Raw genomic sequence first — 22,312 nt, 5'->3', positions numbered from 1 at the left:
CCGGTACGGCCCGGTCCGGGCCCGGGGCGACCCGATCGGCTGCACCGCCAGTACGGACCAAAGTGATCGGTCATACCCCCAGTACGGACCGGAGTTGGGCGAGCCCCCAGTCCAGGTCCTCCTTGCCGATCACCAACGGCGGCGCGATCCGGACCGTGGGGCCATGGGTGTCCTTCACCAGCACACCCCGGTCCATCAGCTTCTCCGACACCTCACGCCCGGTGCCGTAGCGCGGGGCGATGTCGATGCCCGCCCACAGCCCCCGCCCCCGCACCGCCGTGACCCTGCCGGTGTCGGCCAGCGCGGTCAGCTCCCGGTGCAGATGGCCACCCAGCTCCGCCGAACGCGCCTGGAACTCACCCGTCCGCATCATCGCGATCACCTCCAGCGCCACCGCACAGGCCAGCGGATTCCCGCCGAACGTCGAGCCGTGCTCGCCGGGCCCGAACACCCCCAGCACCTCGGCCGAGGACACCACCGCCGACACCGGCACCACTCCGCCCCCGAGCGCCTTGCCCAGCACGTACATGTCCGGCACGACCCCCTCGTGCTCGCACGCGAAGGTCCGCCCCGTCCGCCCGAGCCCCGACTGGATCTCATCGGCCACGAAGAGCACGTTCCGCTCCCGGGCCAGCTCCCGCACCGCCGCCAGATAGCCGGACGGCGGCACCAGCACCCCCGCCTCGCCCTGGATCGGCTCCAGCAGCACCGCCACCGTGTTCTCGCTCAGCGCCGAACGCATCGCCGTCAGATCCCCGAACGGCACGATCTCGAACCCGGGTGTGTACGGCCCGAAGTCCGCCCGTGCCTCCGGATCCGTGGAGAAGCTGATCAGGGTCGTCGTACGGCCGTGGAAGTTGTTGCCCGCGACCACGATCTTCGCCATCTCGGCGGGCACGCCCTTGACCCGGTAGCCCCACTTCCGGGCCGTCTTCACCGCGGTCTCCACCGCCTCCGCGCCCGTGTTCATCGGCAGCACCATCTCCATGCCGCACAACTGCGCGAGCTGCTCGCAGAACGCGGCGTACCGGTCGTGATGGAACGCCCGCGACGTCAGCGTCACCCGCTCCAGCTGCGCCTTCGCCGCCTCGACGATCCGCCGGTTGCGGTGCCCGAAGTTGAGGGCCGAGTAGCCGGCGAGCAGATCCAGATACCGCCGCCCCTCCACATCCGTCATCCAAGCCCCGTCGGCCGACGCGACGACGACCGGCAGCGGCGCGTAGTTGTGCGCGCCGTGCGCCTCGGCCGCGGCGATGAGGGTTTCCGTAGTGGTCACGGCACCTCCAGAAGACACCCGAAGACAAGCGGGACCCCCTTCCTATCCTTGCTCGGATGGTGGACGCGGGACCTTCACCCGACGGCGCGCCCGGTAGGCTGACCAGCGGGCCGTGACTGGCGCGCTGGGATGGGACCGACCATCGGGGAGCGGCCCGGTCGTGACTGTGTGCCGTGCGCCTGGGCCGAACCGTGAACGCTGAACGCCACGCCGTCCGGAGGCCGACTTGTCCGAGCAGCCCCTGTCCCACGAATCCACCGCCTTCCGCGCCGCCCTCGACGTCATCCGCGCCGTGGAGCCGCGGGTCGCCGACGCCATCGGCCAGGAGGTCCACGACCAGCGCGAGATGCTCAAGCTGATCGCCTCCGAGAACTACGCCTCGCCGGCCACTCTGCTGGCGATGGGCAACTGGTTCAGCGACAAGTACGCCGAGGGCACCGTCGGCCGCCGCTTCTACGCCGGCTGCCGCAATGTCGACACGGTCGAGTCCCTCGCCGCCGAACACGCCAAGGAGCTCTTCGGCGCCCGCCACGCCTACGTCCAGCCGCACTCCGGAATCGACGCCAACCTCGTCGCCTTCTGGTCCGTCCTCGCCGCCCGCGTCGAGGCACCCGCCCTGGAGAAGGCCGGCGTCCGCCAGGTCAACGACCTCTCCGACGCCGACTGGGCCGAGCTGCGCCAGGCCTTCGGAAACCAGCGCATGCTCGGCATGTCCCTGGACGCCGGCGGCCACCTCACCCACGGCTTCCGCCCGAACATCTCCGGCAAGATGTTCGACCAGCGCTCCTACGGCACCGACCCGACCACCGGCCTCCTGGACTACGAGGCGCTGCGCGCCTCCGCCCGGGAGTTCAAGCCGCTGATCATCGTCGCCGGGTACTCCGCCTACCCCCGTCTGGTGAACTTCCGGATCATGCGGGAGATCGCCGACGAGGTCGGCGCGACCCTCATGGTCGACATGGCCCACTTCGCGGGCCTGGTCGCCGGCAAGGTCCTCACCGGCGACTTCGACCCGGTCCCGCACGCCCAGATCGTCACCACGACCACTCACAAGTCGCTGCGCGGCCCGCGCGGTGGCATGGTCCTGTGCGACGACTCCCTCAAGGACCAGGTCGACCGAGGCTGCCCGATGGTCCTCGGCGGCCCGCTCCCGCACGTCATGGCCGCCAAGGCCGTCGCCCTCGCCGAGGCCCGGCAGCCCTCCTTCCAGGACTACGCCCAGCGCATCGTCGACAACTCCCGGGCCCTCGCCGAGGGCCTGATGCGCCGGGGCGCGACCCTGGTGACGGGCGGCACGGACAACCACCTGAACCTGATCGACGTGGCCACCTCCTACGGCCTGACCGGCCGCCAGGCCGAGGCCGCGCTCCTGGAGTCCGGCATCGTCACCAACCGCAACGCCATCCCGGCCGACCCCAACGGCGCCTGGTACACCTCCGGCATCCGCATCGGCACCCCCGCCCTGACCACCCGCGGTCTCGGCGCCGCCGAGATGGACGAGGTCGCCGGCCTGATCGACCGCGTCCTCACCACCACCGAGGCGGGTACCACCAAATCCGGTGCCCCCTCCAAGGCCGCCCACGTCCTGGACGCGAAGATCGCGGACGAGATCTCGCGCCGGGCGACCGACCTGGTGGCCGGCTTCCCGCTGTACCCGGAGATCGACCTCGGCTGATCAGCACTCTCTTGAGTTGTCAAAGAGCAGCGATCCTCGAAGTCGCCTCTCGAAGGTGACTCTCACAGATCGATGAGCCGCTGACGCGGCCCCTCACGCGGCGGTCCGGCACCCGGCCGGGCCGCCGCGCGGCGTATCGCGAGCCTGCCGCCCACCCCGGCCGCCGCCGTCCCGCCGTACAGCGCCGGTCCCGCCGCCTCACACGTCCCGCAGCTCCTGCCGGGGCCCCGGGTCCCCCCGACCGCCCAGCGGCCACCGGGTGGCGAAGGGCCGCAGGACCAGTGCCAGCGCCGCTCCCGCCGCACCCCCTGCCAGGGCCCACCACCAGCCGGTGTCGTCGTCCGAGCGCGCTGCCGCCGTGCTCCGGGGCGCGGGCGGGGATTCCGCCTCGACCGGCTCGGTCGGCTCGACCGGCGCTCCCGCCGCCGAGTCGTCGCGGTACACATCCCGCAGCGAGAAGGCGGACAGGTCCTCCCCGGAGTCGGGGCGGCCCAGCAGGTCCAGGTCGGACAGCAGGGCGCGGATGGGGCCGGGGTCGGCGGCGCGGTGCCAACTCGGGGTCGTCGGATCGGAGGGGATCATCGCCCGGCGCACCCAAACGTCCTCGCTCCCGCTGACCGGGAAGATCCAGTCGACCCGCCAGGGGCTGGTGTCATGGACGAGCCAGGTGAGGGTGATCCGCCGGTCGGCCCGCACGCCCTCGGGCGGGGCCCGGAACGAGCCCGCCCTGAGGAGGGAGTCCAGCCGGCCGTACTCCCGGTCCGAGTAGTACAGCCCCGCCGTCCGACCGGTCTCCGGCGAGACCAGGAACACGCTCGTCGGACCTCCGGCCGAGGCGGGCGCCGCACCCCACACGAGCATCGCCAGCGTCACCGTCAACGCCCCCGCCGACGCCGTCAGCCGACGCCATCCCGCCGCCAGTCCACGCACTCGACCGCGCATCCGAACCCCCAGCAAGTCGATCGCCGTGCGGCCCGTCCCCGAGCCGCGTGTCACTTCTGGTACACCGCCCGAGCCGCCGGGGTTCCCACCCCCGACCGACTATCCGGAGGACTTCTCCAGCGACTTCGCGATCTCCACCGCCCGCTGTCTCGACGCCACCCCCTCCAGCCGGAGCGTCAGCGTGCCGTCGACCGCCGTGTCCGTCTCGTGCATCCACAGCAGCGTCGGTCCGGCCGTCCGCTCCCTGTACGTGTAGGCGGAGCCGTCCGCCCCGATCAGGGGGAAGCTCAGCAGATGCGGGCGCGCGAACCACAGGGCGGTTTCCGTCGGCGCCGTGGCGTCCCCGGCACCCAGGCTGATCCACTCCGGCTGCTCCCGCACGGTCTTCACGAAGCCGGGGTCCAGACGGGCCCGGAACTCGTCGAGACGGATCGTCCGACCGCCCTCCTGCCAGCACAGGCTCACCAGGAACCGTCCTCGCTGCTGCTGGTCCGTGACGGTCACCGCGTCCGGCGCGCCGAGCGCCTTCGGCACCACGGGGGCGAACCCGGCCCTGCGCTCGGCACCCGGCAACGACACCGACCCCGGGCCCGTACAGCGAGGCACCTCGGCGCTCGCCGACGGCCGGGCCGAGGGGTCGTAGCGCACCTCGACCCCGCCGAAGCCGAACCAGTCGAAGACCGCCGCCCGCACCGGGGGCGTGAGCACGAGCACCGTGAGCAGACCGCACAGCGCCGCCGTCAGCGACCGCCAGCGCGCCCGGGTCCACCGGCGTGCCGCGCGCAGCCGCCCCCTCGCCCCGGCCGGCTCGGCCACCGGGGTCGGGACGTGCTCGGCGAGTATCTGCCCCAGCACCCGCTCGACCATCGTCTCGGCGCCGTCGGCACCGGGCCGGTCCAGGGACCTCCCGAGCGACCGCAGCTCCTCCGGCAGCCCGCGGTCACCGTCACCGTCGTACGAACGACGCTCCTCACTCATGCTCCTCACCCCCTTTCCCGGGCTCGAAGTCCGGCAGCAGCCTGCCCAGCTTGCGCAGCGCGCGATTGAGCCGGGACTTCACCGTCCCCCGGGGCCAGCCCAGGGCCTGGGCCGTCTCCGGTTCGTCCATCTCCAGCAGGAAGCGGTAGGTGACGACCAGGCGGTGCTCCTCGCTCAGCTTGTCCAGGGCGGCCAGCAGGGCCGCGCGGCGCTCCGTCCGCAATGTCGCCGCCGCCGGGTCCGCCGATTCCGGTATCAGCGGCTCGGCCTCCACGAAGGCCGCCTCCCGGCCGGCGAGCGTGCGCTGCCGGGCCGCCGTCCGCACTGTGTTCCTCGTCTCATTGGCGACGATCGACAGCAGCCACGGCTTGAAGGCGGCTCCGTCCTTGAACCGGCCCAGCGCGCAGTACGCCTTCACGAACGCCTGCTGCACCACGTCCTCCGCGTCCGCCCCCGCCCCGAGCGCGGCGGCCGCCCGCAGTGCGATGCCCGTATGGGCACGCACCAACTCCGCGTACGCCTCCGGCTCTCCGGCGCGTACCCGGGCGATCACCGCGGCCTCATCGACGATGCGGCCCCCCTCCCGCGTTCTCACACCCTTGTTACACCGCCGGAGACGGATCGGTTCCCACCTGTTGCCGACCAGTTCGCCAAGGGTTCCGGATCGCTCCCCGAGACCTGAGAGAATGGTGAACATGGCCTCTGATCGCCCGCCCGTCACCCACCACCACCCTCAGGGGAATGGCTCCGCCATGCAGCGTCGCCCGCGAGTGCTCTCCGGGATCCAGCCCACCGCGGGCTCGTTCCACCTCGGCAACTACCTCGGCGCCGTCCGCCAGTGGGTGGCCCTGCAGGAGACCCACGACGCGTTCTACATGGTCGTCGACCTGCACGCGATCACGGTCCCGCAGGACCCCGCGGACCTGCGGGCGAACACCCGGCTGGCCGCCGCCCAGCTGCTCGCGGCCGGCCTCGACCCGGACCGCTGCACGCTCTTCGTCCAGAGCCACGTCCCCGAGCACGCCCAGCTCGCCTGGGTCATGAACTGCCTCACCGGCTTCGGCGAGGCCTCCCGCATGACCCAGTTCAAGGACAAGTCCGCCAAGCAGGGCGCCGACCGGGCCTCCGTCGGCCTGTTCACCTACCCCGTCCTGCAGGTCGCGGACATCCTGCTCTACCAGGCCAACGAGGTCCCGGTCGGCGAGGACCAGCGCCAGCACATCGAGCTGACCCGCGACCTCGCCACGCGCTTCAACGGCCGCTTCGGCGAGACGTTCACGCTTCCCAAGCCGTACATCCTCAAGGAGACGGCGAAGATCTACGACCTTCAGGACCCGTCGATCAAGATGAGCAAGTCGGCGTCGACGCCGAAGGGCCTGATCAACCTCCTCGACGAGCCCAAGGCCACCGCGAAGAAGGTCAAGAGCGCGGTCACCGACACCGACACGGTCATCCGCTACGACACCGAGAACAAGCCGGGCGTCAGCAACCTGCTCACGATCTACTCGACCCTCACGGGCGAGGGAATCGCGGAACTGGAGCAGAAGTACGAGGGCAAGGGCTACGGTGCGCTCAAGACGGACCTCGCCGAGGTCATGGTCGAGTTCGTGACGCCGTTCCGGGAGCGGACCCAGCAGTACCTGGACGACCCCGAGACGCTCGACTCGATCCTGGCCAAGGGCGCGGAGAAGGCGCGTGCCGTCGCCGCGGAGACGCTGGCGCAGGCCTACGACAGTGTGGGCTTCCTGCCCGCCAAGCACTGAGGCGCACCACCGCACAGACGTACCACTGGGCAGAGCGCTGCACATCACTACGGTTGCGCCTGCCCACGGCACAGCCGTGGCCGTACAGTCGATAGCCGACGGCTGACAGAACCGACCGTCACGACGACAGGAGACGACGTGGGGACCGTAACGATCGGCGTGTCGATCGCGGTCCCGGAGCCTCACGGCAGCCTGCTCCAGGAGCGGCGCGCGGGCTTCGGCGACGCCGCTGCTCACGGCATCCCCACGCACGTCACCCTGCTGCCGCCGACCGAGGTGGCCGCTTCGCTGCTGCCGGCGATCGAGGCGCACCTCGTCGAGGTCGCCGCCGCGGGGCGGCCGTTCCCCATGCGGCTGTCCGGCACGGGGACCTTCCGTCCCCTGTCGCCGGTCGTCTTCGTGCAGGTCGTCGAGGGCGCCGCGGCGTGCACCTGGCTGCAGAAGCAGGTGCGGCGCGCGTCCGGTCCCCTGGCGCGGGATCTGCAGTTTCCCTACCACCCGCACGTGACCGTCGCGCACGGCATCGACGAGCCCGCGATGGACCGCGCGTTCGAGGAACTCGCCGACTACGAGGCCGAGTGGCCGTGCACCGGGTTCGCGCTGTACGAGCAGGGCGCGGACGGCGTATGGCGCAAGCTGCGCGAGTTCGCCTTCGGCGGCGCGGTGGTGCCGCCGCAGGCCGGCCCCGTGGACCGCGGGTCCATCCCGGCGAGCTAGCCCCGCCGGGACCGGCAGCCGTCGGACCTGGACCGGCGGGCGTCGGGCCCGGACCTGCGGGCGGCAAACCTAGACCGGCAGGCGTCGGAACAGCGCTCGTGGCATGTGCCGCAGCGCCGACATCACCACCCGGAGCGTGCCGGGTACCCACACCGTCTCCGCGCGGCGCCGCAGTCCCAGCTCGATCGCCGTCGCCACGGCCTCCGGTGTCGTCGACAGGGGCGCGTCCTCCAGCCCGGCCGTCATCTTCGAACGTACGAAGCCCGGGCGTACGACCATGACGTGGGCGCCCGTGCCGTGCAGGGCGTCGCCCAGGCCCTGGGCGAAGACGTCGAGGCCCGCCTTGCTGGAGCCGTAGATGAAGTTGGCGCGGCGGGCCCGTTCACCGGCCACCGAGGACAGCACGACCAGGGAGCCGTGACCCTGGGCCTGGAGGGCCCGGGCGCAGACCAGGCCCGCCGAGACCGCGCCGGTGTAGTTGGTCTGCGCGACGCGTACGGCGGCCAGCGGCTCGCGTTCGTCATGAGCCTGGTCGCCGAGGACGCCGAAGGCCATGAGGACGAGGTCGATGTCGCCCTCGGTGAAGACCTTGCCGAGCACCCACTCGTGGGATTCGGTGTCCAGGGCGTCGAAGGCGACGGTGTGCACGCGGGCGCCCAGGGCGCGCAGTTGCTCCGCCGACTCCTCCAGGGCGGGGGTCGGGCGGCCCGCCAGCCACACCGTGCGGGTGCGGCGGGCGATCAGCCGCCGGGCGGTGGCCAGCGCGATCTCGGACGTGCCGCCGAGGACGAGCAGGGACTGGGGGAGGCCGAAGGCGTCCTTCATGACGGCTCCTTAGGGGACATGACGGCTTCTTGGGGGAGGGGCGTGGCGCCGGTTCAGAGACCCAGGCGGCGGGACAGGTCCGAGGTGAACACCCCGCGCGGGTCCGCCTCGGCGCGCAGCGCGCGGAAGTCGTCCACGCGCGGGTACATCGCCGCGAGCAGTTCGGGCCGCAGCCGGGAGTCCTTGGCGAGGTAGACGCGGCCGCCCGCCGCGGCCACCTCCTCGTCCAGTTCGTCGAGGAAGGCGCCGAGGCCCGGCAGGTTCGCCGGGATGTCCAGGGCCAGCGTCCAGCCCGGGAGCGGGAAGGACAGCCAGCCGGGGTCTGCGTCCCCGAAGCGCTTGAGGACGGCGAGGAAGGACGGGCAGCGGCGCTCCGAGACGCGCCGCACGATCCGGCGCAGGGCGTCCTCCTGGCCGTACCCGACGACGAACTGGTACTGCACGAAGCCGCCGCGGCCGTAGACGCGGTTCCAGTGGGGGACGCCGTCCAGGGGGTGGAAGAAGGCGGAGATGCGCTGGAGCCGGCCGGTACGCGCGCGTGGGGCCTTGCGGTACCAGAACTCGTTGAACAGGCCGACGGTGCCACGGCCCAGCAAGCCTTCGGGGAAGAGGGCGGGCGGGGACGGGAGCTGGGCGGGGCGGAAGGCCAGCGGGTCCTTCCGCGCGCGCGTGCCCGCGTGCAGCGCTTCAAGGGGGGCGTGGTCGCCGCGGGTCAGGACCGCGCGGCCGGTGGCGGAGCCGCGGGCCAGGAGGTCGATCCAGGCCACCGAGTAGCGGTAGCGGTGGTCCGTGGCGGTGAGGCGGGCCATCAGGTCGTCGAGGTCCGTCGCGCGCTCGGTGTCCACCGACATCAGGGAGGTCTCGACCGGCAGCAGTTGGAGCGTGGCCGTCAGGATCATGCCGGTCAGGCCCATGCCGCCCGTGGTCGCGTCGAACAGGGGCGTGCCGCGGCCGACGTTGTGGATCGCGCCGTCGGCGGTGAGCAGTTCGAGGGAGAGGACGTGCCGGGAGAAGGAGCCGGAGACATGGTGGTTCTTGCCGTGGATGTCGGCGCCGATCGCGCCGCCGACGGTGACCTGGCGGGTGCCGGGGGTCACCGGCACGAACCAGCCGAGCGGCAGCAGGACCTCCATCAGGCGGTGCAGGGAGACGCCCGCGTCGCACAGGAGGGTGCCGCCGGTGGCGTCGATGGCGTGGATCCGGTCCAGGCCCGTCATGTCGATCACGGCTCCGCCGGCGTTCTGCGCCGCGTCGCCGTACGCCCGCCCCAGGCCCCGCGGGATGCCGCCCCGGGCCCCGCAGTCACGGACGGCGGCCGCGGCCTCCTCGTACGTCCGGGGGCGGATCACGCGGGCGGTGGTGGGAGCGGTGCGGCCCCATCCCGTGACGGAAACGGTGTCGGCAGGCATGTCGGCGACCGTATCGCCGGTTACGGAAGGATTCGTTGTGAAACATCCCTGCTCTCCCCGAAATGGGTGATTAATGGGATGTCGCTCAATATTGCCGGAGTTCCGGCGGGGTCGGCGTGAACAGTGAGTCCACATGGACCAACTGGACCACCGAATCCTTTCGGCGCTGCGCGCGTACGGCGGTGACCCGCGCGTCGCCGGCGCCGCGCGCGCCCTGTCCTGGGCCGGCGAGCACGGTGCCCTGTGGCTGGCGGCCGGTCTCGCGGGCGCCGCCGTGGACGGCTCACGGCGTGGCGCCTGGTTGCGCGGGACCGCGCTCACGGCGGGCGCGCACGTCGTGAGCATGGGCGTGAAAAGGGTGGTGCGCCGCCCGCGCCCCACGCACCTCGAACCCCTGGTGCGCACCGCGGGCCGCCACTCCTTCCCGAGCTCCCACGCGGCCTCGGCCACCGCCGCCGCGATCGCCTTCGGCATCCTGGGAGCGCGCGGAGGATTCCGGGCGCCGGATGTCCCCGCCCGCCGCCGCGGGGCGCGTACGCCGATGGACGCGCCGAACGCACTCGCCACGAGCGGAGCGCACGGCGCCCACAACACGCCCCACGGGACCGCCACGCACCCTGCGCCCCACGCGACGGCCACGCACTCCGCGCCCCACGCGCGCCAGGGGACGGCCATGCACTCCACGCCCTACGGGACCGCCACGCACCCCGCGCCCCACGCGACGCCCACGCACCCCGCGCCCCCCACCCCCGCCCTCCCCGCGCCCCCCTCCGCCGCCCTCATCGCCACCCGCGCCGTCCTCCCTCCCCTCGCCCTCGCCATGTGCCTCTCCCGGATGGTCGTCGGCGTGCACTACCCCTCCGACGTGGTGGCGGGCGCGGCGCTGGGGGCGTTCACGGCCTGCGTGGGAGCGCGCTGGATGACAGGAGTGCGCGCATGACCGAGACCGCGCCCCTCGCCGGGGCGGCCGCCCCCAGCAGGGAACCCGCGCTCCACGAACAGCGCACGCCCCCGCGCGACACCGCCCCCCAGCCCCCCGCCCGCGGCCTCCTGCGCGGGCTGCTCAGGACCGCCCGCCCCAAGCAGTGGGTCAAGAACGTCCTGGTCGTCGCCGCCCCCGCAGCCGCCGGAGAGCTGTTCACCAGCCGCGCCCTCACCCAACTCGCGCTGGTCTTCACCCTCTTCACCGCCTGCGCCGCGGCCGTTTATCTCATCAACGACGCCCGTGACGCCGAAGCCGACCGCGCGCACCCCACCAAACGCCACCGCCCGGTCGCCGCCGGACAGGTGCCGGTACCCGTCGCCTACGCCGTCGGCGGCGCGCTCGCCGTCCTCGCGCCCGCCGCGGCGCTCTGGCTCAGCCACCCCCTGGTCGCCGCCCTGCTCGCGGCCTACCTGGGCATGCAACTGGCCTACTGCGTCAGCCTCAAGCACGTCCTGGTCGTCGACCTCGTCGTCGTCACGACCGGCTTCCTGATGCGGGCCATGGTCGGCGGGCTCGCCCTCGGCATCCCGCTGTCCCGCTGGTTCCTGATCACGACCGGATTCGGCGCGCTGTTCATGGTGTCGGCCAAGCGCTACTCCGAGGCCGTGCAGATGGCCGGGAAAGCGGGCGCCACGCGCGCGTTGCTCACCGAGTACACCACCGGCTACCTCCGCTTCGTCTGGCAGCTCGCGGCCGGCGTCGCCGTCCTCGGATACTGCCTGTGGGCCCTGGAGGAGGGCGGGGTCCCGCACACCAGCGTGCTGCCCTGGCGGCAGCTCTCCGTGGTCGCCTTCATCCTCGCGATCCTGCGGTACGCCGTCTTCGCCGACCGCGGGACCGCCGGTGAGCCCGAGGACGTCGTCCTGCGCGACCGCGCCCTCGCCCTGATCGCCGTGGTGTGGCTCGCCATGTACGGCCTGGCGGTGGCCAATTGGTGAAGCGGCGCCCCAGCCGACCCAAGGGCACGCGCGCGTTCACCCACCGCCGCGAGCTCCTCGGCTTCGCCGCCGCCGGCCTGCTCGCCTACGCCGTCGACACCGCCCTCTTCGTCGCCCTGCGCGGACCGGCCGGCCTCGATCCGCTCACCGCCAAGGTGCTCTCCTTCGTCGCCGGCTGCTCGGTGGCCTACGCGGGCAACGCCCTCGGCACCTACCGGCACACCCGGGCCGGCGGCCTCAGGACGTACGCCGCCTTCGTCGCGGTGAACGTCGCCGGCGCCGCCGTACAACTGCTCTGTCTCGCCGTCAGTCACTACGGCCTCGGCCTCACCTCCCGGCGCGCCGACCTCGTCTCGGGCGCAGGAGTGGGCATGGCACTGGCTACTGTCCTGCGGTTCTGGGGAACCCGTACATGGGTTTTCCGTGATGAGGGGAGAGTCGGATCATGGACTGGCTGAAAAAGCTCCCCGTCGTCGGGCCGTACGCCGCCCGGCTGATGACCACGCACGCGTGGCGGTCGTACGAGCGCATGGACCGGGTGAAGTGGACGCGGCTGGCCGCGGCGATGACGTTCACCAGCTTCCTGGCGCTGTTCCCCATGCTCGCCGTGGCGGCCTCCATCGCTGCGGCGACGCTCAGCCAGGATCAGCAGGACACGCTGGAGGACAAGATCGCCGACCAGATCCCCGGCATCTCCGACCAGCTGAACATCGACGCACTGGTGGACAACGCCGGCACCGTCGGCCTCATCGCCGGCGCCCTGCTGCTGTTCACCGGCATCAGCTGGGTCGGCTCCATGCGCGAATGCCTGCGCGCGGTGTGGGAGCTGGACGACGATGAGGACAACCCGGTCCTGCGCAAGGCCAAGGACGCGGGAGTCCTGGTGGGCCTCGGGGGCGCCGTGCTCGTCACGTTCGCCGCCTCCGCCGTGGCCTCCGCGATGGTCGGCTGGATCACCCGCGAGATCGGCATCGAGGAGGGCGGCTGGGGCGGCGTCCTGCTGCGTGTCGTCGCCTTCTCGGTCGCCGTCCTCGCCGACTTCCTGGTCCTGCTCTACGTCCTCACCCTGCTGCCCGGCGTCGAACCGCCGCGCCGCCGCCTGATGGTGGCCGCGCTGATCGGCGCGATCGGCTTCGAACTGCTGAAGCTGCTGCTGAGCGGCTACATGCAGGGCGTGGCCGCGAAGAGCATGTACGGCGCCTTCGGGGTGCCGGTCGCCCTGCTGCTGTGGATCAACTTCACCACGAAACTCGTGGTGTTCTGCGCGGCGTGGACGGCGACCGGCACCAAGGCGGAGGAGGTCACCGCCGACGACGTACCAGATCGGGCAGCGGCCACCGGCGGTTGACCAGGAACGCGCCCGCCGCGAGCAGCGCCAGCAGCCCGCCGGTCACCCCCAGCGCGATGCCGATGCCGCTGGAGCCGCCGTCGGCCGCCGCGCCCGCCACCGGCTTGTCCGACGACGAGCCGCCCCCGGACCCGCCCCCGGCCTCACCCGAGTCCGAGCCCGATGCGGCGTCGTTGGCACCCGGCTGGGCGCTGGCCTCGGCCGCGCTCCTCGGCGGCACCAGCTCACCCACCGGCTGCACCTTGCCGGCCGCCTTGAAGCCCCAGTCGAAGAGCTTCGCGGTCTCCTTGTAGACCTCGTTGGACTCGTCCTTCTCCGGGTGCATGACGGTGACCAGCAGCACCCGGCCGTCGCGCTCGGCGACACCGGTGAAGGTGGCGCCCGCGTTGGTGGTGTTGCCGTTCTTCACGCCCGCGATGCCCTGGTAGACCGGGACGTCGGAGTCGCCGCTGAGCAGCCGGTTGGTGTTCTGGATCTCGAAGGTGCTGCGGACCGACTTGCCCTTCTTGTTCTTCTTCGTCTCGCCCGGGAACTTCGCGTTCACGGTGGAGCAGTACTCCCGGAAGTCCTTCTTCTGCAGCCCGGAGCGCGCGATCAGGGTCAGGTCGTACGCCGAGGAGACCTGGCCCGGGGCGTCGTAGCCGTCGGGGGAGACCGCCTCGGTGTCGAGCGCCTGGAGCTCCTCGGCGTGGGCGTTCATCTGCTCCACGGTGTTCTTGATGCCGCCGTTCATCTTCGACAGCACGTGCACGGCGTCGTTGCCGGAGCGCAGGAAGACCCCCAGCCACAGGTCGTGGACGGTGTAGGTCTCGCCCTCCTTTATCCCGACCATGCTGGAGCCGGAGCCCACGTCCGCCAGGTCGGAGGGGATCACCTTGTGCTCGGTGGAGGAGGGGAACTTCGGCAGCAGGGTGTCGGCGAACAGCATCTTCAGCGTGCTGGCCGGCGCGAGCCGCCAGTGCGCGTTGTGCGCCGCGAGCACCTCGCCGGACTCGGCGTCGGCGACGATCCAGGACCGCGCGGACAGGCCCTTGGGCAGTACGGGCACCCCGCTCGCCAGATCGACCTGCGTACCCGCCTGCCCGAGCCGCTCGCCGCCCACCGTCGACATGTTCGCCGGGGGAGTGGCGGACGGCGTCGGGGACGGGCTCGGCGCCGCGTACGAGACGGGCGCGGTCAGCGCCAGGGACGACAGAACGGCGGAAGTGACCAGCAGCGATCGCCTGGTGGTCTTCTGGGGTGCGGACACGGACGAGAACGTACAGGGCACGGCCCGTGAAGTCGCGCCCTGGCCCCCACCCCGGCCACGGATCAGGACACGCGGCGGTGATACTGAGGGTATGAAGCTCAGCCGTCCCGTCTCCTGGTTCCTGCTCGCCTTCGGGGTGTGGAGCTGGGTCATCTGGATCACTTTCGTCAAGAACCTCGTCAAGGACGGCAGCGGGCTCGCGTTCGACGACGCGGGCGATCCGACCGGGTACTTCTGGGTGCACCTGCTGCTCGCGGTCGTCTCCTTCGTATTGGGGACGGTCGTCGGGGGCATCGGGTTGCGCGGAGTGCGCGCATTGCGCCGGACGTCATAACCAGCGGCACCTCCCGCCCAGACAGAGAGATACGGCTCCGTGGTCCTCGTCTTCATCGCGCTCGTCCTGGCCGTCCTGGTGACGGCCAACTGGTACGTGTGGCGCCGCCTGTTCCGCGACACGACGAGCGGCCCCGGCTGGGTGCGCCGAGCCGGCGCCGTACTCATCGGCGGCGGCTGGCTGATGGCGTTCGGCGCGCTGATCGCCGAGCGGACCGGCGCGCCGTTCTGGCTCCAGCGCGTGCTGGCCTGGCCCGGCTTCCTGTGGCTGGCGCTCTCGATCTACCTGCTGCTGGGCCTGCTCGCGGGTGAGGCCGTACGACCGCTGCTGCGGCGGTGGCTGGAGCGGCGCAGGCCCGCCGAGGTGCCGGTACGGCAGGCCGAGCCCGTGCCGGTGGGCGCCCCCACCCCGCCGGAGCCCGACGAGGACGGGCCCTCGCTCCTCGCCGCGCCCTCCCGCCGTCTGTTCGTCTCCCGCGTGATCGGCGGGGCGGTGGCCGCGGGGGCCGTTGGGACGGTCGGGCTGGGCACGTACGGCGTGCTGAACGGCCCGAGTGTGAAGCGGGTCACCGTCCCGCTGGCCAAGCTCCCGCGCGGGGCGCACGGTTACCGCATCGCGGTGGTCAGCGACATCCATCTGGGCCCGGTCATCGGGCGGGGCTTCGCGCAGAAGGTCGTCGACACGATCAACTCGACGCAGCCCGACATCGTCGCGGTCGTCGGCGACCTGGTCGACGGCAGCGTGAAGGACCTCGGCCCGGCCGCGGCGCCCCTGCGGCAGCTCAAGGCGCCCGCCTACTTCGTCACCGGCAACCACGAGTACTTCTCCGGCGCCGAGCAGTGGGTCGAGGAGGTGCGGCGACTGGGCCTGCTGCCCCTGGAGAACGCCCGCACCGAACTGCCCTGGTTCGACCTGGCCGGGGTCAACGACATCGCGGGCGAGAGCGAGGGCCAGGGCCCCGACTTCGCCAAGGCGCTCGGCGACCGCGACCCGGCACGCGCGTGCGTGCTCCTCGCCCACCAGCCGGTCCAGATCCACGACGCCGTCGAGCACGGCGTCGACCTCCAGCTCTCCGGCCACACCCACGGCGGCCAGCTCTGGCCCGGCAACCTCATCGCGGCGGGCGCCAATCCGACCCTGGCGGGGCTCGAGCGCTACGGCGATACTCAGCTCTACGTCAGCCGGGGCGCCGGAGCGTGGGGACCGCCCACGCGGGTCGGGGCCCCGTCGGACATCACGGTGATCGAACTGGCCTCCAGGCAGGCCTGATCCGGGGGAGGGCTGGTCCGCGTTCGCCGGGCTGCCGTACCTGGAGAACGGGCCACACGAGCCGTGGGATCCGACGTCCCCGCCCGCCGGGCCCTTCTGTCTGCCGGCCGCCGTGGCGGTTCGTGGACCGGGTGATTCTGGTGCGCGCGGGAATGGTGAGCGCGGTGTGCGCGGGCGTTTTCGTGTTCGCGATCGTGTATTGATTCCGGCGCTGTGCGCCGCCTGTGAAACATTCCGGAAACACCGCGAGGTAAGTTCTTTCCCAATCGACCAAATCCCCCTTCCCCCGGCCGAAACACGTGTGATTAGGTGTGCCCGCCACTAGGGGAGTGGCATATGCGCTGGGGTCCGGAAAAGGGCCCGGGGAGGGCACCATGCGATCGGTTCGCATGCGGATTCTCGCGACGCTGCTCGTGCTGGCGGCCGTGGGAGCGGTCGGCTGGCAGATGCTGCCGTCGCAGGGCGACGAGGACCGGACCATCACGGTCGGTACGACGGACGCGGTCACCTCGCTCGACCCGGCCGGCGCCTACGACGCCGGGTCCTGGGCGTTGTTCAGCAACATCTTCCAGTCCTTGCTGACCTTCGAGCCGGGCGGCGCCGCGCCGGTGCCGGACGCGGCCGAGAGCTGTGCGTGGGAGGGCGGCGGACTGCGCACCTACCGCTGCGAGCTGCGCGAGGGGCTCACCTTCCCGAGCGGGCGGACGATGACCGCGGAGGACGTCCGGTACTCCTTCGACCGGGTCCGGGAGATCGACTCCGACGTCGGTCCCGCCTCGCTCTTCGACACGCTGGACTCCGTGGACGCCGACGGGCTCACGGTGACCTTCCAGCTCTCCTCGGCGGATGCGACCTTCCCGTTCAAGGTGGCCACGGGCGCCGGTTCCATCGTCGACCGCACCAAGTACCCGAAGAACGGCCTGCGGACCGACGAGGGCGTCGACGGCACCGGCCCGTACGAGCTCTCCTCGTACACGGAGGCCGACTCGGCGGTGCTGGTCCCCAACGACAACTACCGGGGCGCCGTCCAGGACACCGGGCGGCCGGTGAAGCTGCGGTACTTCGCGGACGCGGACAAGCTGGACCGGGCCTGGCGGGCGCGGCGGATCGACGTGGCCACCCGCCAGTTGCCGCCGGAGGTGCTGGCCGAACTCGATCCCGGTGACCCCGAGCAGCGGGTGTCCGAGGCGGACAGCTCCGAGGTGCGCAACCTGTACCTCAACACCCGGAAGGCCTCCCCGCTGCACGACGTGCGGGTGCGGCAGGCGCTGGCCTGGCTGGTCGACCGGGAGAAGCTCGCGGCGACGGTGTACCGGGGGACCGTGGATCCGCTGTACTCGCTGATCCCCACCGGGATCACGGGGCACACGACGTCGTTCTTCGACGCGTATCCGCGGCAGAACCCGGGCAAGGCGCGGGACCTGCTCGAAGCGGCCGGGGTCGAACTTCCGGTCCGGTTCACGTACGGCTATGCCACGGGCCGCGGCGCCGCCGAGGAGGAGGCCGCCGAGCTGAAGAAGCAGCTGGAGACCGGTGGACTGTTCGAGGTCACGCTCAAGGGCTATGAGTGGACCGATTTCCAGCAGCAGTGGGCCGCGGGGAAGCTGGACGCGTACGGCGTGGGCTGGGTCGCGGACTTTCCAGATCCGGATACGTACGGAGCGCCGCTGGTCGGTACCGGGGGAACGATGAATACCGGGTACTCCGACAAGGAGGTCGACCGGCTCATTCAGGAGAGCCAGCGGTTCGCCGATCGGGCGGAGGCCGCGGATGACTTTCGTGAGGTGCAGCAGGTGATTGCCGAGGATGTTCCGGTGATTCCGCTGTGGCAGGCCAAGGAGTATGTGGTGAGCAGTGCGGATGTGGGGGGAGGGCAGTATTTGAGCGACGGGACCGGTGTATTCCGGCTATGGCGGCTGGGCTGGATTTAGGTCGTCAGAGTCACCGTCACCTTCAACCCCTCGCCCGGTGCCGTGTCCACCGTCACCTCACCCCCGTGCGCCTTCACCACCCCCTGCACGATCGCCATGCCCAGACCGCTCCCCGCGCCCCCGCCCGCCCGGAAGAACCGGTCGAAGACACGTGCCGCGTCTTCCGGGGCGAGCCCCGGGCCCTGGTCCTCCACGTACAGCCGTACGACGCCGTCCTCGCGGCGCGCTCCCAGGTGGACCGGCGCCTCGGGCGGGGTGTGGACACGGACGTTGGTGGTGAGGTTGCCCAGCACCTGTCGCAGGCCCGATTCGTCGGCGCGGATCAGGAGGGCGCCGTCGGCGGAGACCGTGACCGGGCGGTCCGGTTGCTGCATGCGCAGGTCCTCCGCCGCGTCCCGGACCAGCCGGCTTACGTCGACATTGCGGAAGCGGAGTTCGGGCCGCTGGTCCAGGCGGGCCAGGCAGAGCAGTTCGTCCACCAGGCGGCCCATCCGGTCGGCCTCCGCGTTGACCCGCTCCCAGGCCCGCTTGCGCTGGTCGGGGTCGTTCAGCATGCCCTTGTCGTAGAGCTGGAGGTAGCCGCGTATCGCGGACAGCGGGGTGCGCAGTTCATGGGAGGCGTCCGCCACGAAGCGGCGCAGCTGGGCCGCGCTGCGCTCGCGGGTGCGGTAGGCCAGCTCCACCTGGTGGAGCATGGAGTTGAGGGCCAGCCGCAGTTGTTCCACCTCCAGGGTCGCCTCGCGGCTGGAGGGCACCCGGCGGGTCAGATCGCCCTCGGCGATGGCCGAGGAGGTCTCCACCATGTCCTCCAGCGGGCGCATTCTGCGGCTCACGCTGATCAGCGTCAGACAGGCCAGGAGCGCCAGCAGCACGGTGCCGAAGGCGAGGTCGAGCTTGACGGCCTTGGCCATGCCCTCGTGCAGGGCGTCGGTGGAGGTGGCGATCAGGACGAGGGTGCCGTCGGCGAGCCGGGCGCCGATGATCCGGTACGGCATGTCGTCCACCCGGAGGTCGCTCGGCTCGGCCTCGGCGGCGAGGGCGGCGGGGTCACCGGCCGCCTCGGCCACCGCGTGTTGCCGTGCGGTCGGCGCCAGCGGTCCGAGGGCGATCGGGCGGCCCTCCGCGTCGACGGCGACGAACACCGAACCCGTGGAGCTGGGCAGCGCCTCGGCGCCCTTGCCCGCGAACTGGTCCATGGCGATGCCCAGTTCGCCGAGGGACTCGATCTGGCGCATGCTGAACCCGGCGTTCTGCAGGGTGGCGCGGGTCGCCAGGAGCTCGGAGTCGATCTTGTCGAGGAGATAGTGCCGGGCGGCCATCAGGCTGATCGCGGTCGCGGCGACGATGCCGAGCGCCAGCAGCGCCACGTTGGCCAGGGTCAGCTTGGCGCGCAGCGAGTGGATGCCGCGATGCCCCCGGCCCGGGCGGCGCAGCCTCATGCCAGTCCGTAGCCCACGCCCCGCCGGGTGGTGATGACCGGCGGTCCGAGGGTGTCCAGCTTGCGGCGCAGATAGCTGATGTAGGTCTCCACGACGGTCGACTCCGGCGGGGTGTGCTCGTACTGCCAGACATGCCGCAGGAGTTGCTCCTTGGGCACGATCCGGCCGCCGTTGCGCACCAGGAAGCGCAGCAGGGCGTACTCGGTGGGGGTGAGCTCGACCGTGCGGCCCGCCCGGTGCACGGAGTACGTCGACTCGTCCAGCTCCAGGTCGCCGTAGCGCAGCGGCGGGCGCTGGGGGAGGACGTCGGCGGCGCGGGTGCGGCGCAGCACGGCGGTGACGCGGGCGATCACCACGTCGATGTCGAAGGGCTTGGTGATGTAGTCGTCGCCGAAGCCGAGCGCGCCGACGATCTCGGCGGGCGAGTCGCGCGCGGTGAGGAACACCAGCGCCAGATCGGGCCGCTGCGCGCGCAGTTGGCGGCCGAGGGCCCGGCCGTCGCCGTCCGGCAGCATCACGTCGAGCAGCGCCACGTCCGGCCGGGTGCGCCCGGCCAGCGCCAGGGCCTCGCGGGCGGTGCCCGCGGTCATCACCTCGAACCGGTGGTAGCGCAGGGCGATGGCGAGCACGTCCGCGATGCTCTCCTCGTCCTCCACGACCAGCACGGTCCCCGCAGCAGTGGTCATGCCCCCAGTATCGGCACGCCCACCGACGACGGGGCCGGTTCCGCGCTTTGGAGTTCCTTGAGAGTCGAGCCCGTCGCATGTCCGCGCGCGAGCCGGGTCCCCAATTCTGGTGTGCAGGACCTGGGGGACCGACCGACGACCGATGAAGGAGCGTTGCAGCGTGGCGGCATTGGCACGGTGGTGCTATCGGCACCGGCTGGTGGTCCTGTTTCTGTGGGTGGGGACGCTGTTCGGCCTGGGCTTCGGCGGCACCGCCGCGGGCACGGACTACGCGAACGTCTTCTCCCTGCCGGACACGGACTCCAAGAGCGCGTACGACCTGATGGAGAAGGCCTTCCCGGAGCGCGCCGGCGACACCGACACGGTGGTGTGGAAGGTGGACGAGGGTTCGGTGCGGGACGAGGCGGTGACCTCGCGGATCGAGCCGGCACTCGCCGAGATCGGCACGCTCGACGGGGTCGGCGAGGTCACCGAGCCGACGGTGAGCGAGGACGGGCGGATCGCGTACGCCCAGGTCACCTTCAAGGAGCAGGCCAACGCCATCGAGAAGGAGGTGATCGAGGATCTCGTCGACATCGCGCAGGCCGCCGAACGGGACGGTCTCCAGGTGGAGCTGGGCGGTCAGGCCATCGCCCGCACCCAGGAGCCGCCGGCCGGCACCGCCGAGGCGGTGGGCATCCTCGCGGCGGCGGTCGTGCTGTTCCTGGCCTTCGGCTCGCTGTTCGCGATGCTGCTGCCGATCGTCGTGGCGATCTTCGGCGTGGGCACCGGGATGCTCTCCACGATGCTGCTCAGCCATGTCACGGACGTGCCCGAAGTGGCCCCGCTGCTCGGCTCGTTGATCGGACTCGGCGTCGGCATCGACTACGCGCTGTTCATCGTCACCCGGCACCGGCGCGGCATCCTGCGCGGGGCGAAGCCGGAGGAGGCCGCGGTGACGGCCCTCAACACCTCCGGGCGCGCGGTGCTGTTCGCGGGCGGCACGGTGTGCATCGCCCTGGCGGGCATGCTGGTGATGAACATGCGGTTCCTGGACGGCGTGGTCATCGCGACCTCGCTGACCGTGGTGCTCAGCGTCCTCGCCGCGATCACCCTGCTCCCGGCCCTGCTGGGCCTGCTCGGCCCGCGCGTGCTCAGCCGCCGGCAGCGACGCCGGCTCGCCGCGACGGGACCGGAGCCGGAGGAGGCGAGCGGGCTCGCGGCGCGCTGGTCGACGTACGTCCAGAAGCGGCCGCGCTCCATCGCGGCGGGCGCCTTCGTGGTCATGGCGGTGCTCGCGCTGCCCGTGCTGTCGATCCGGCTCGGCGCCACCGACCAGGGCAACCACCAGGAGTCGACGACCACCCGGCAGGCGTACGACCTGCTCGCCGAGGGCTTCGGACCCGGCTTCAACGGACCGCTCCAGGTCGTCGTCGACGGCACGGCGCCCGATTCGCTCGTCACCGCCATCGAGTCGACCGAGGGAGTGGCCCAGGCGGTCGCCGTGCCGCCCGCGAACGGGGTCTCGGTGATCAACGTGGTGCCGACGACCTCACCGCAGTCGGAACAGACCGACGTGCTCATCGACCGGCTGCGCGACGACGTCATCCCGGAGGCCGACGTCGAGGCCCATGTGGGCGGTGTGACGGCCGTGTTCAAGGACTTCGCGGCGGTGACCAGCGACCGGCTGCCGTACTTCGTCGCCACGATCATCGCGCTGGGCTTCCTGCTCCTGCTGGTGGCGTTCCGCTCGCTGGTCGTCCCGCTGACGGCCGCGCTGATGAACCTGATCGCGGCGGCGGCCTCCTTCGGCGTCCTGGTGGCGATCTTCCAGTGGGGCTGGGGCACCGAGCTGATCGGCGTCGGTAAGGAGGGCCCGATCACCTCCTTCCTGCCCGTGATCATGCTCTCCCTGCTCTTCGGCCTCTCCATGGACTACCAGGTGTTCCTGGTCAGCCGGATGCACGAGGAGTGGGTGCACACCAAGGACAACGCGCGGGCGGTCCGGGTGGGCCTCGCGGAGACCAGCCGGGTCATCAACTGCGCGGCCCTGATCATGATCTGCGTCTTCTCCGCGTTCGTCCTCAGCGGCGACATGGAGGGCGCGATGGCGGGCGTCGGTCTCGCGGCGGCGGTGGCTCTGGACGCGTTCATCCTGCGTACGGCGCTGGTGCCGGCCGCGATGCATCTGCTCGGCAACTCCAACTGGTGGCTCCCGGCCGGCCTCGAGAAGCGGCTGCCGCATCTGGCGGTGGAGCCCAAGGAGGACGAGCCGGAGCCCGCGCCGGAGGGCGGCGCCTCGGTCGTCCACGGCTTCATCCGTACGGCGGACGGCGACCCGGTGCCGGGCGCGGCCGTGACGCTGCTGACCAAGGGCGGCCGTCAGCTGGACCGGGTGACCTCGCTGGCGGACGGCTCCTACATCGTGGCGGTACCGGCGCCGGGCACCTATCTGCTGGCGGCGACGGCCCCGGCGTACGGCTCGCGCGCGCGGCACGTGGTGGTGGACGAGGAGCCGCTGGTGTACGACGTGGAGCTGGCCGAGGGTGAGCTGGACGCGGTCAACTGA

General features: G+C 71.8%; 19 protein-coding genes, 2 pseudogenes and 1 riboswitch. Of the genes and pseudogenes, 12 read left to right on the top strand and 9 right to left on the bottom strand.

The window, feature by feature from the left end; genetic code table 11:
• Positions 1 to 70: 70 nt before the first annotated feature.
• On the bottom strand, positions 71 to 1,276 hold the full coding sequence (gene rocD, locus AC068Z_RS02895) for an ornithine--oxo-acid transaminase (protein WP_478551670.1): 1,206 nt from the start codon (positions 1,274 to 1,276) through the stop codon (positions 71 to 73).
• Between the two features lie 102 nt (positions 1,277 to 1,378).
• Positions 1,379 to 1,468: riboswitch (ZMP/ZTP riboswitch) on the top strand.
• Positions 1,469 to 1,502: 34 nt separating this feature from the next.
• Here rocD and AC068Z_RS02890 point away from each other — a divergent pair.
• Positions 1,503 to 2,951, top strand: coding sequence for a glycine hydroxymethyltransferase (locus tag AC068Z_RS02890; protein ID WP_478551668.1), 1,449 nt, complete (start codon positions 1,503 to 1,505; stop codon positions 2,949 to 2,951).
• Between the two features lie 198 nt (positions 2,952 to 3,149).
• On the opposite strand, the gene AC068Z_RS02885 is transcribed toward AC068Z_RS02890, so the two are convergent.
• The 3 genes from AC068Z_RS02885 to AC068Z_RS02875 all read right to left on the bottom strand — a co-directional run bounded on the left by AC068Z_RS02885 (position 3,150) and on the right by AC068Z_RS02875 (position 5,424).
• Entirely contained in the window at positions 3,150 to 3,893 is a 744-nt protein-coding gene (locus AC068Z_RS02885; RefSeq protein WP_478551666.1) for a hypothetical protein, read from the bottom strand.
• 99 nt (positions 3,894 to 3,992) lie between these two features.
• The gene (locus AC068Z_RS02880; protein WP_478551664.1) at positions 3,993 to 4,871 is read right to left on the bottom strand and encodes a hypothetical protein; all 879 of its coding nucleotides are present in this window, start codon (positions 4,869 to 4,871) and stop codon (positions 3,993 to 3,995) included.
• Entirely contained in the window at positions 4,864 to 5,424 is a 561-nt protein-coding gene (locus AC068Z_RS02875) for an RNA polymerase sigma factor (RefSeq protein WP_478552274.1), read from the bottom strand. The genes AC068Z_RS02880 and AC068Z_RS02875 overlap by 8 nt, the downstream gene beginning before the upstream one ends.
• 199 nt (positions 5,425 to 5,623) lie before the next feature.
• Between AC068Z_RS02875 and trpS the strand changes: the two genes are divergently transcribed.
• Together trpS and AC068Z_RS02865 are read left to right on the top strand one after the other, a co-directional pair.
• Positions 5,624 to 6,634, top strand: coding sequence for a tryptophan--tRNA ligase (trpS, locus tag AC068Z_RS02870; RefSeq protein WP_478551662.1), 1,011 nt, complete (start codon positions 5,624 to 5,626; stop codon positions 6,632 to 6,634).
• A gap of 138 nt (positions 6,635 to 6,772) precedes the next feature.
• Positions 6,773 to 7,351: a 2'-5' RNA ligase family protein gene (locus AC068Z_RS02865; protein ID WP_478551660.1), complete on the top strand. Its 579-nt coding sequence runs from the start codon at positions 6,773 to 6,775 to the stop codon at positions 7,349 to 7,351.
• Positions 7,352 to 7,420: 69 nt separating this feature from the next.
• Here AC068Z_RS02865 and AC068Z_RS02860 read toward each other — a convergent pair whose 3' ends face one another.
• The gene (locus tag AC068Z_RS02860) at positions 7,421 to 8,176 is read right to left on the bottom strand and encodes a decaprenylphospho-beta-D-erythro-pentofuranosid-2-ulose 2-reductase (RefSeq protein ID WP_478551658.1); all 756 of its coding nucleotides are present in this window, start codon (positions 8,174 to 8,176) and stop codon (positions 7,421 to 7,423) included.
• 53 nt (positions 8,177 to 8,229) lie between these two features.
• Positions 8,230 to 9,585, bottom strand: coding sequence for an FAD-binding protein (locus AC068Z_RS02855; RefSeq protein WP_478551656.1), 1,356 nt, complete (start codon positions 9,583 to 9,585; stop codon positions 8,230 to 8,232).
• A gap of 133 nt (positions 9,586 to 9,718) precedes the next feature.
• Between AC068Z_RS02855 and AC068Z_RS02850 the strand changes: the two are divergent.
• The 5 genes and pseudogenes from AC068Z_RS02850 to AC068Z_RS02830 form a co-directional block, all read left to right on the top strand.
• Positions 9,719 to 10,072, top strand: a pseudogene (locus tag AC068Z_RS02850) (phosphatase PAP2 family protein); the annotation flags it as partial.
• 312 nt (positions 10,073 to 10,384) lie between these two features.
• Positions 10,385 to 10,525 (top strand): annotated as a pseudogene (locus AC068Z_RS02845) (phosphatase PAP2 family protein); the annotation flags it as partial.
• Entirely contained in the window at positions 10,522 to 11,508 is a 987-nt protein-coding gene (locus AC068Z_RS02840; protein ID WP_478551654.1) for a decaprenyl-phosphate phosphoribosyltransferase, read from the top strand. The pseudogene AC068Z_RS02845 and the gene AC068Z_RS02840, both read left to right, overlap by 4 nt.
• Positions 11,505 to 11,966: a GtrA family protein gene (locus AC068Z_RS02835; RefSeq protein ID WP_478551652.1), complete on the top strand. Its 462-nt coding sequence runs from the start codon at positions 11,505 to 11,507 to the stop codon at positions 11,964 to 11,966. The genes AC068Z_RS02840 and AC068Z_RS02835 overlap by 4 nt, the downstream gene beginning before the upstream one ends.
• Positions 11,954 to 12,856: a YihY/virulence factor BrkB family protein gene (locus tag AC068Z_RS02830; RefSeq protein WP_478551650.1), complete on the top strand. Its 903-nt coding sequence runs from the start codon at positions 11,954 to 11,956 to the stop codon at positions 12,854 to 12,856. Before AC068Z_RS02835 ends, AC068Z_RS02830 begins: the two co-directional genes overlap by 13 nt.
• On the opposite strand, the gene AC068Z_RS02825 is transcribed toward AC068Z_RS02830, so the two are convergent.
• Positions 12,810 to 14,105 (bottom strand): D-alanyl-D-alanine carboxypeptidase family protein, encoded by a 1,296-nt coding sequence (locus AC068Z_RS02825; RefSeq protein WP_478551648.1) that lies wholly within the window; start codon positions 14,103 to 14,105, stop codon positions 12,810 to 12,812. The genes AC068Z_RS02830 and AC068Z_RS02825 overlap by 47 nt on opposite strands.
• 91 nt (positions 14,106 to 14,196) lie before the next feature.
• Between AC068Z_RS02825 and AC068Z_RS02820 the strand changes: the two genes are divergently transcribed.
• The 3 genes from AC068Z_RS02820 (at position 14,197) to AC068Z_RS02810 (ending at position 17,639) form a co-directional block, all read left to right on the top strand.
• A complete protein-coding gene (locus tag AC068Z_RS02820) occupies positions 14,197 to 14,439 on the top strand; it encodes an SCO4848 family membrane protein (RefSeq protein WP_186281261.1) in 243 nt (80 codons plus the stop codon).
• Between the two features lie 39 nt (positions 14,440 to 14,478).
• On the top strand, positions 14,479 to 15,708 hold the full coding sequence (locus AC068Z_RS02815) for a metallophosphoesterase (protein ID WP_478551646.1): 1,230 nt from the start codon (positions 14,479 to 14,481) through the stop codon (positions 15,706 to 15,708).
• A gap of 374 nt (positions 15,709 to 16,082) precedes the next feature.
• On the top strand, positions 16,083 to 17,639 hold the full coding sequence (locus AC068Z_RS02810; RefSeq protein WP_478551644.1) for an ABC transporter substrate-binding protein: 1,557 nt from the start codon (positions 16,083 to 16,085) through the stop codon (positions 17,637 to 17,639).
• Here AC068Z_RS02810 and AC068Z_RS02805 read toward each other — a convergent pair.
• Positions 17,636 to 19,078, bottom strand: a complete 1,443-nt coding sequence (locus AC068Z_RS02805; RefSeq protein WP_478551642.1) for a sensor histidine kinase — start codon at positions 19,076 to 19,078, stop codon at positions 17,636 to 17,638. The genes AC068Z_RS02810 and AC068Z_RS02805 overlap by 4 nt on opposite strands.
• The gene (locus AC068Z_RS02800; RefSeq protein ID WP_478551640.1) at positions 19,075 to 19,764 is read right to left on the bottom strand and encodes a response regulator transcription factor; all 690 of its coding nucleotides are present in this window, start codon (positions 19,762 to 19,764) and stop codon (positions 19,075 to 19,077) included. The genes AC068Z_RS02805 and AC068Z_RS02800 overlap by 4 nt, the downstream gene beginning before the upstream one ends.
• 169 nt (positions 19,765 to 19,933) lie before the next feature.
• Between AC068Z_RS02800 and AC068Z_RS02795 the strand changes: the two genes are divergently transcribed.
• Positions 19,934 to 22,312: an MMPL family transporter gene (locus tag AC068Z_RS02795; RefSeq protein WP_478552272.1), complete on the top strand. Its 2,379-nt coding sequence runs from the start codon at positions 19,934 to 19,936 to the stop codon at positions 22,310 to 22,312.

It is taken from the genome of Streptomyces sp. NPDC043726 (assembly GCF_056436565.1).
The sequence above is the reverse complement of the archived record's forward strand: the minus strand, read 5'-3'. Positions and strand labels throughout refer to the sequence as shown.

Coding starts and splice junctions, on each gene's coding strand:
- AC068Z_RS02805 (WP_478551642.1), bottom strand. CDS start 19,078: ATGAGGCTGCGCCGCCCGGGCCGGGGGCATCGCGGCATCCACTCGCTG.
- AC068Z_RS02855 (WP_478551656.1), bottom strand. CDS start 9,585: ATGCCTGCCGACACCGTTTCCGTCACGGGATGGGGCCGCACCGCTCCC.
- AC068Z_RS02880 (WP_478551664.1), bottom strand. CDS start 4,871: ATGAGTGAGGAGCGTCGTTCGTACGACGGTGACGGTGACCGCGGGCTG.
- AC068Z_RS02885 (WP_478551666.1), bottom strand. CDS start 3,893: ATGCGCGGTCGAGTGCGTGGACTGGCGGCGGGATGGCGTCGGCTGACG.
- AC068Z_RS02860 (WP_478551658.1), bottom strand. CDS start 8,176: ATGAAGGACGCCTTCGGCCTCCCCCAGTCCCTGCTCGTCCTCGGCGGC.
- AC068Z_RS02840 (WP_478551654.1), top strand. CDS start 10,522: ATGACCGAGACCGCGCCCCTCGCCGGGGCGGCCGCCCCCAGCAGGGAA.
- AC068Z_RS02810 (WP_478551644.1), top strand. CDS start 16,083: ATGCGATCGGTTCGCATGCGGATTCTCGCGACGCTGCTCGTGCTGGCG.
- trpS (WP_478551662.1), top strand. CDS start 5,624: ATGCAGCGTCGCCCGCGAGTGCTCTCCGGGATCCAGCCCACCGCGGGC.
- AC068Z_RS02820 (WP_186281261.1), top strand. CDS start 14,197: ATGAAGCTCAGCCGTCCCGTCTCCTGGTTCCTGCTCGCCTTCGGGGTG.
- AC068Z_RS02830 (WP_478551650.1), top strand. CDS start 11,954: ATGGACTGGCTGAAAAAGCTCCCCGTCGTCGGGCCGTACGCCGCCCGG.
- AC068Z_RS02800 (WP_478551640.1), bottom strand. CDS start 19,764: ATGACCACTGCTGCGGGGACCGTGCTGGTCGTGGAGGACGAGGAGAGC.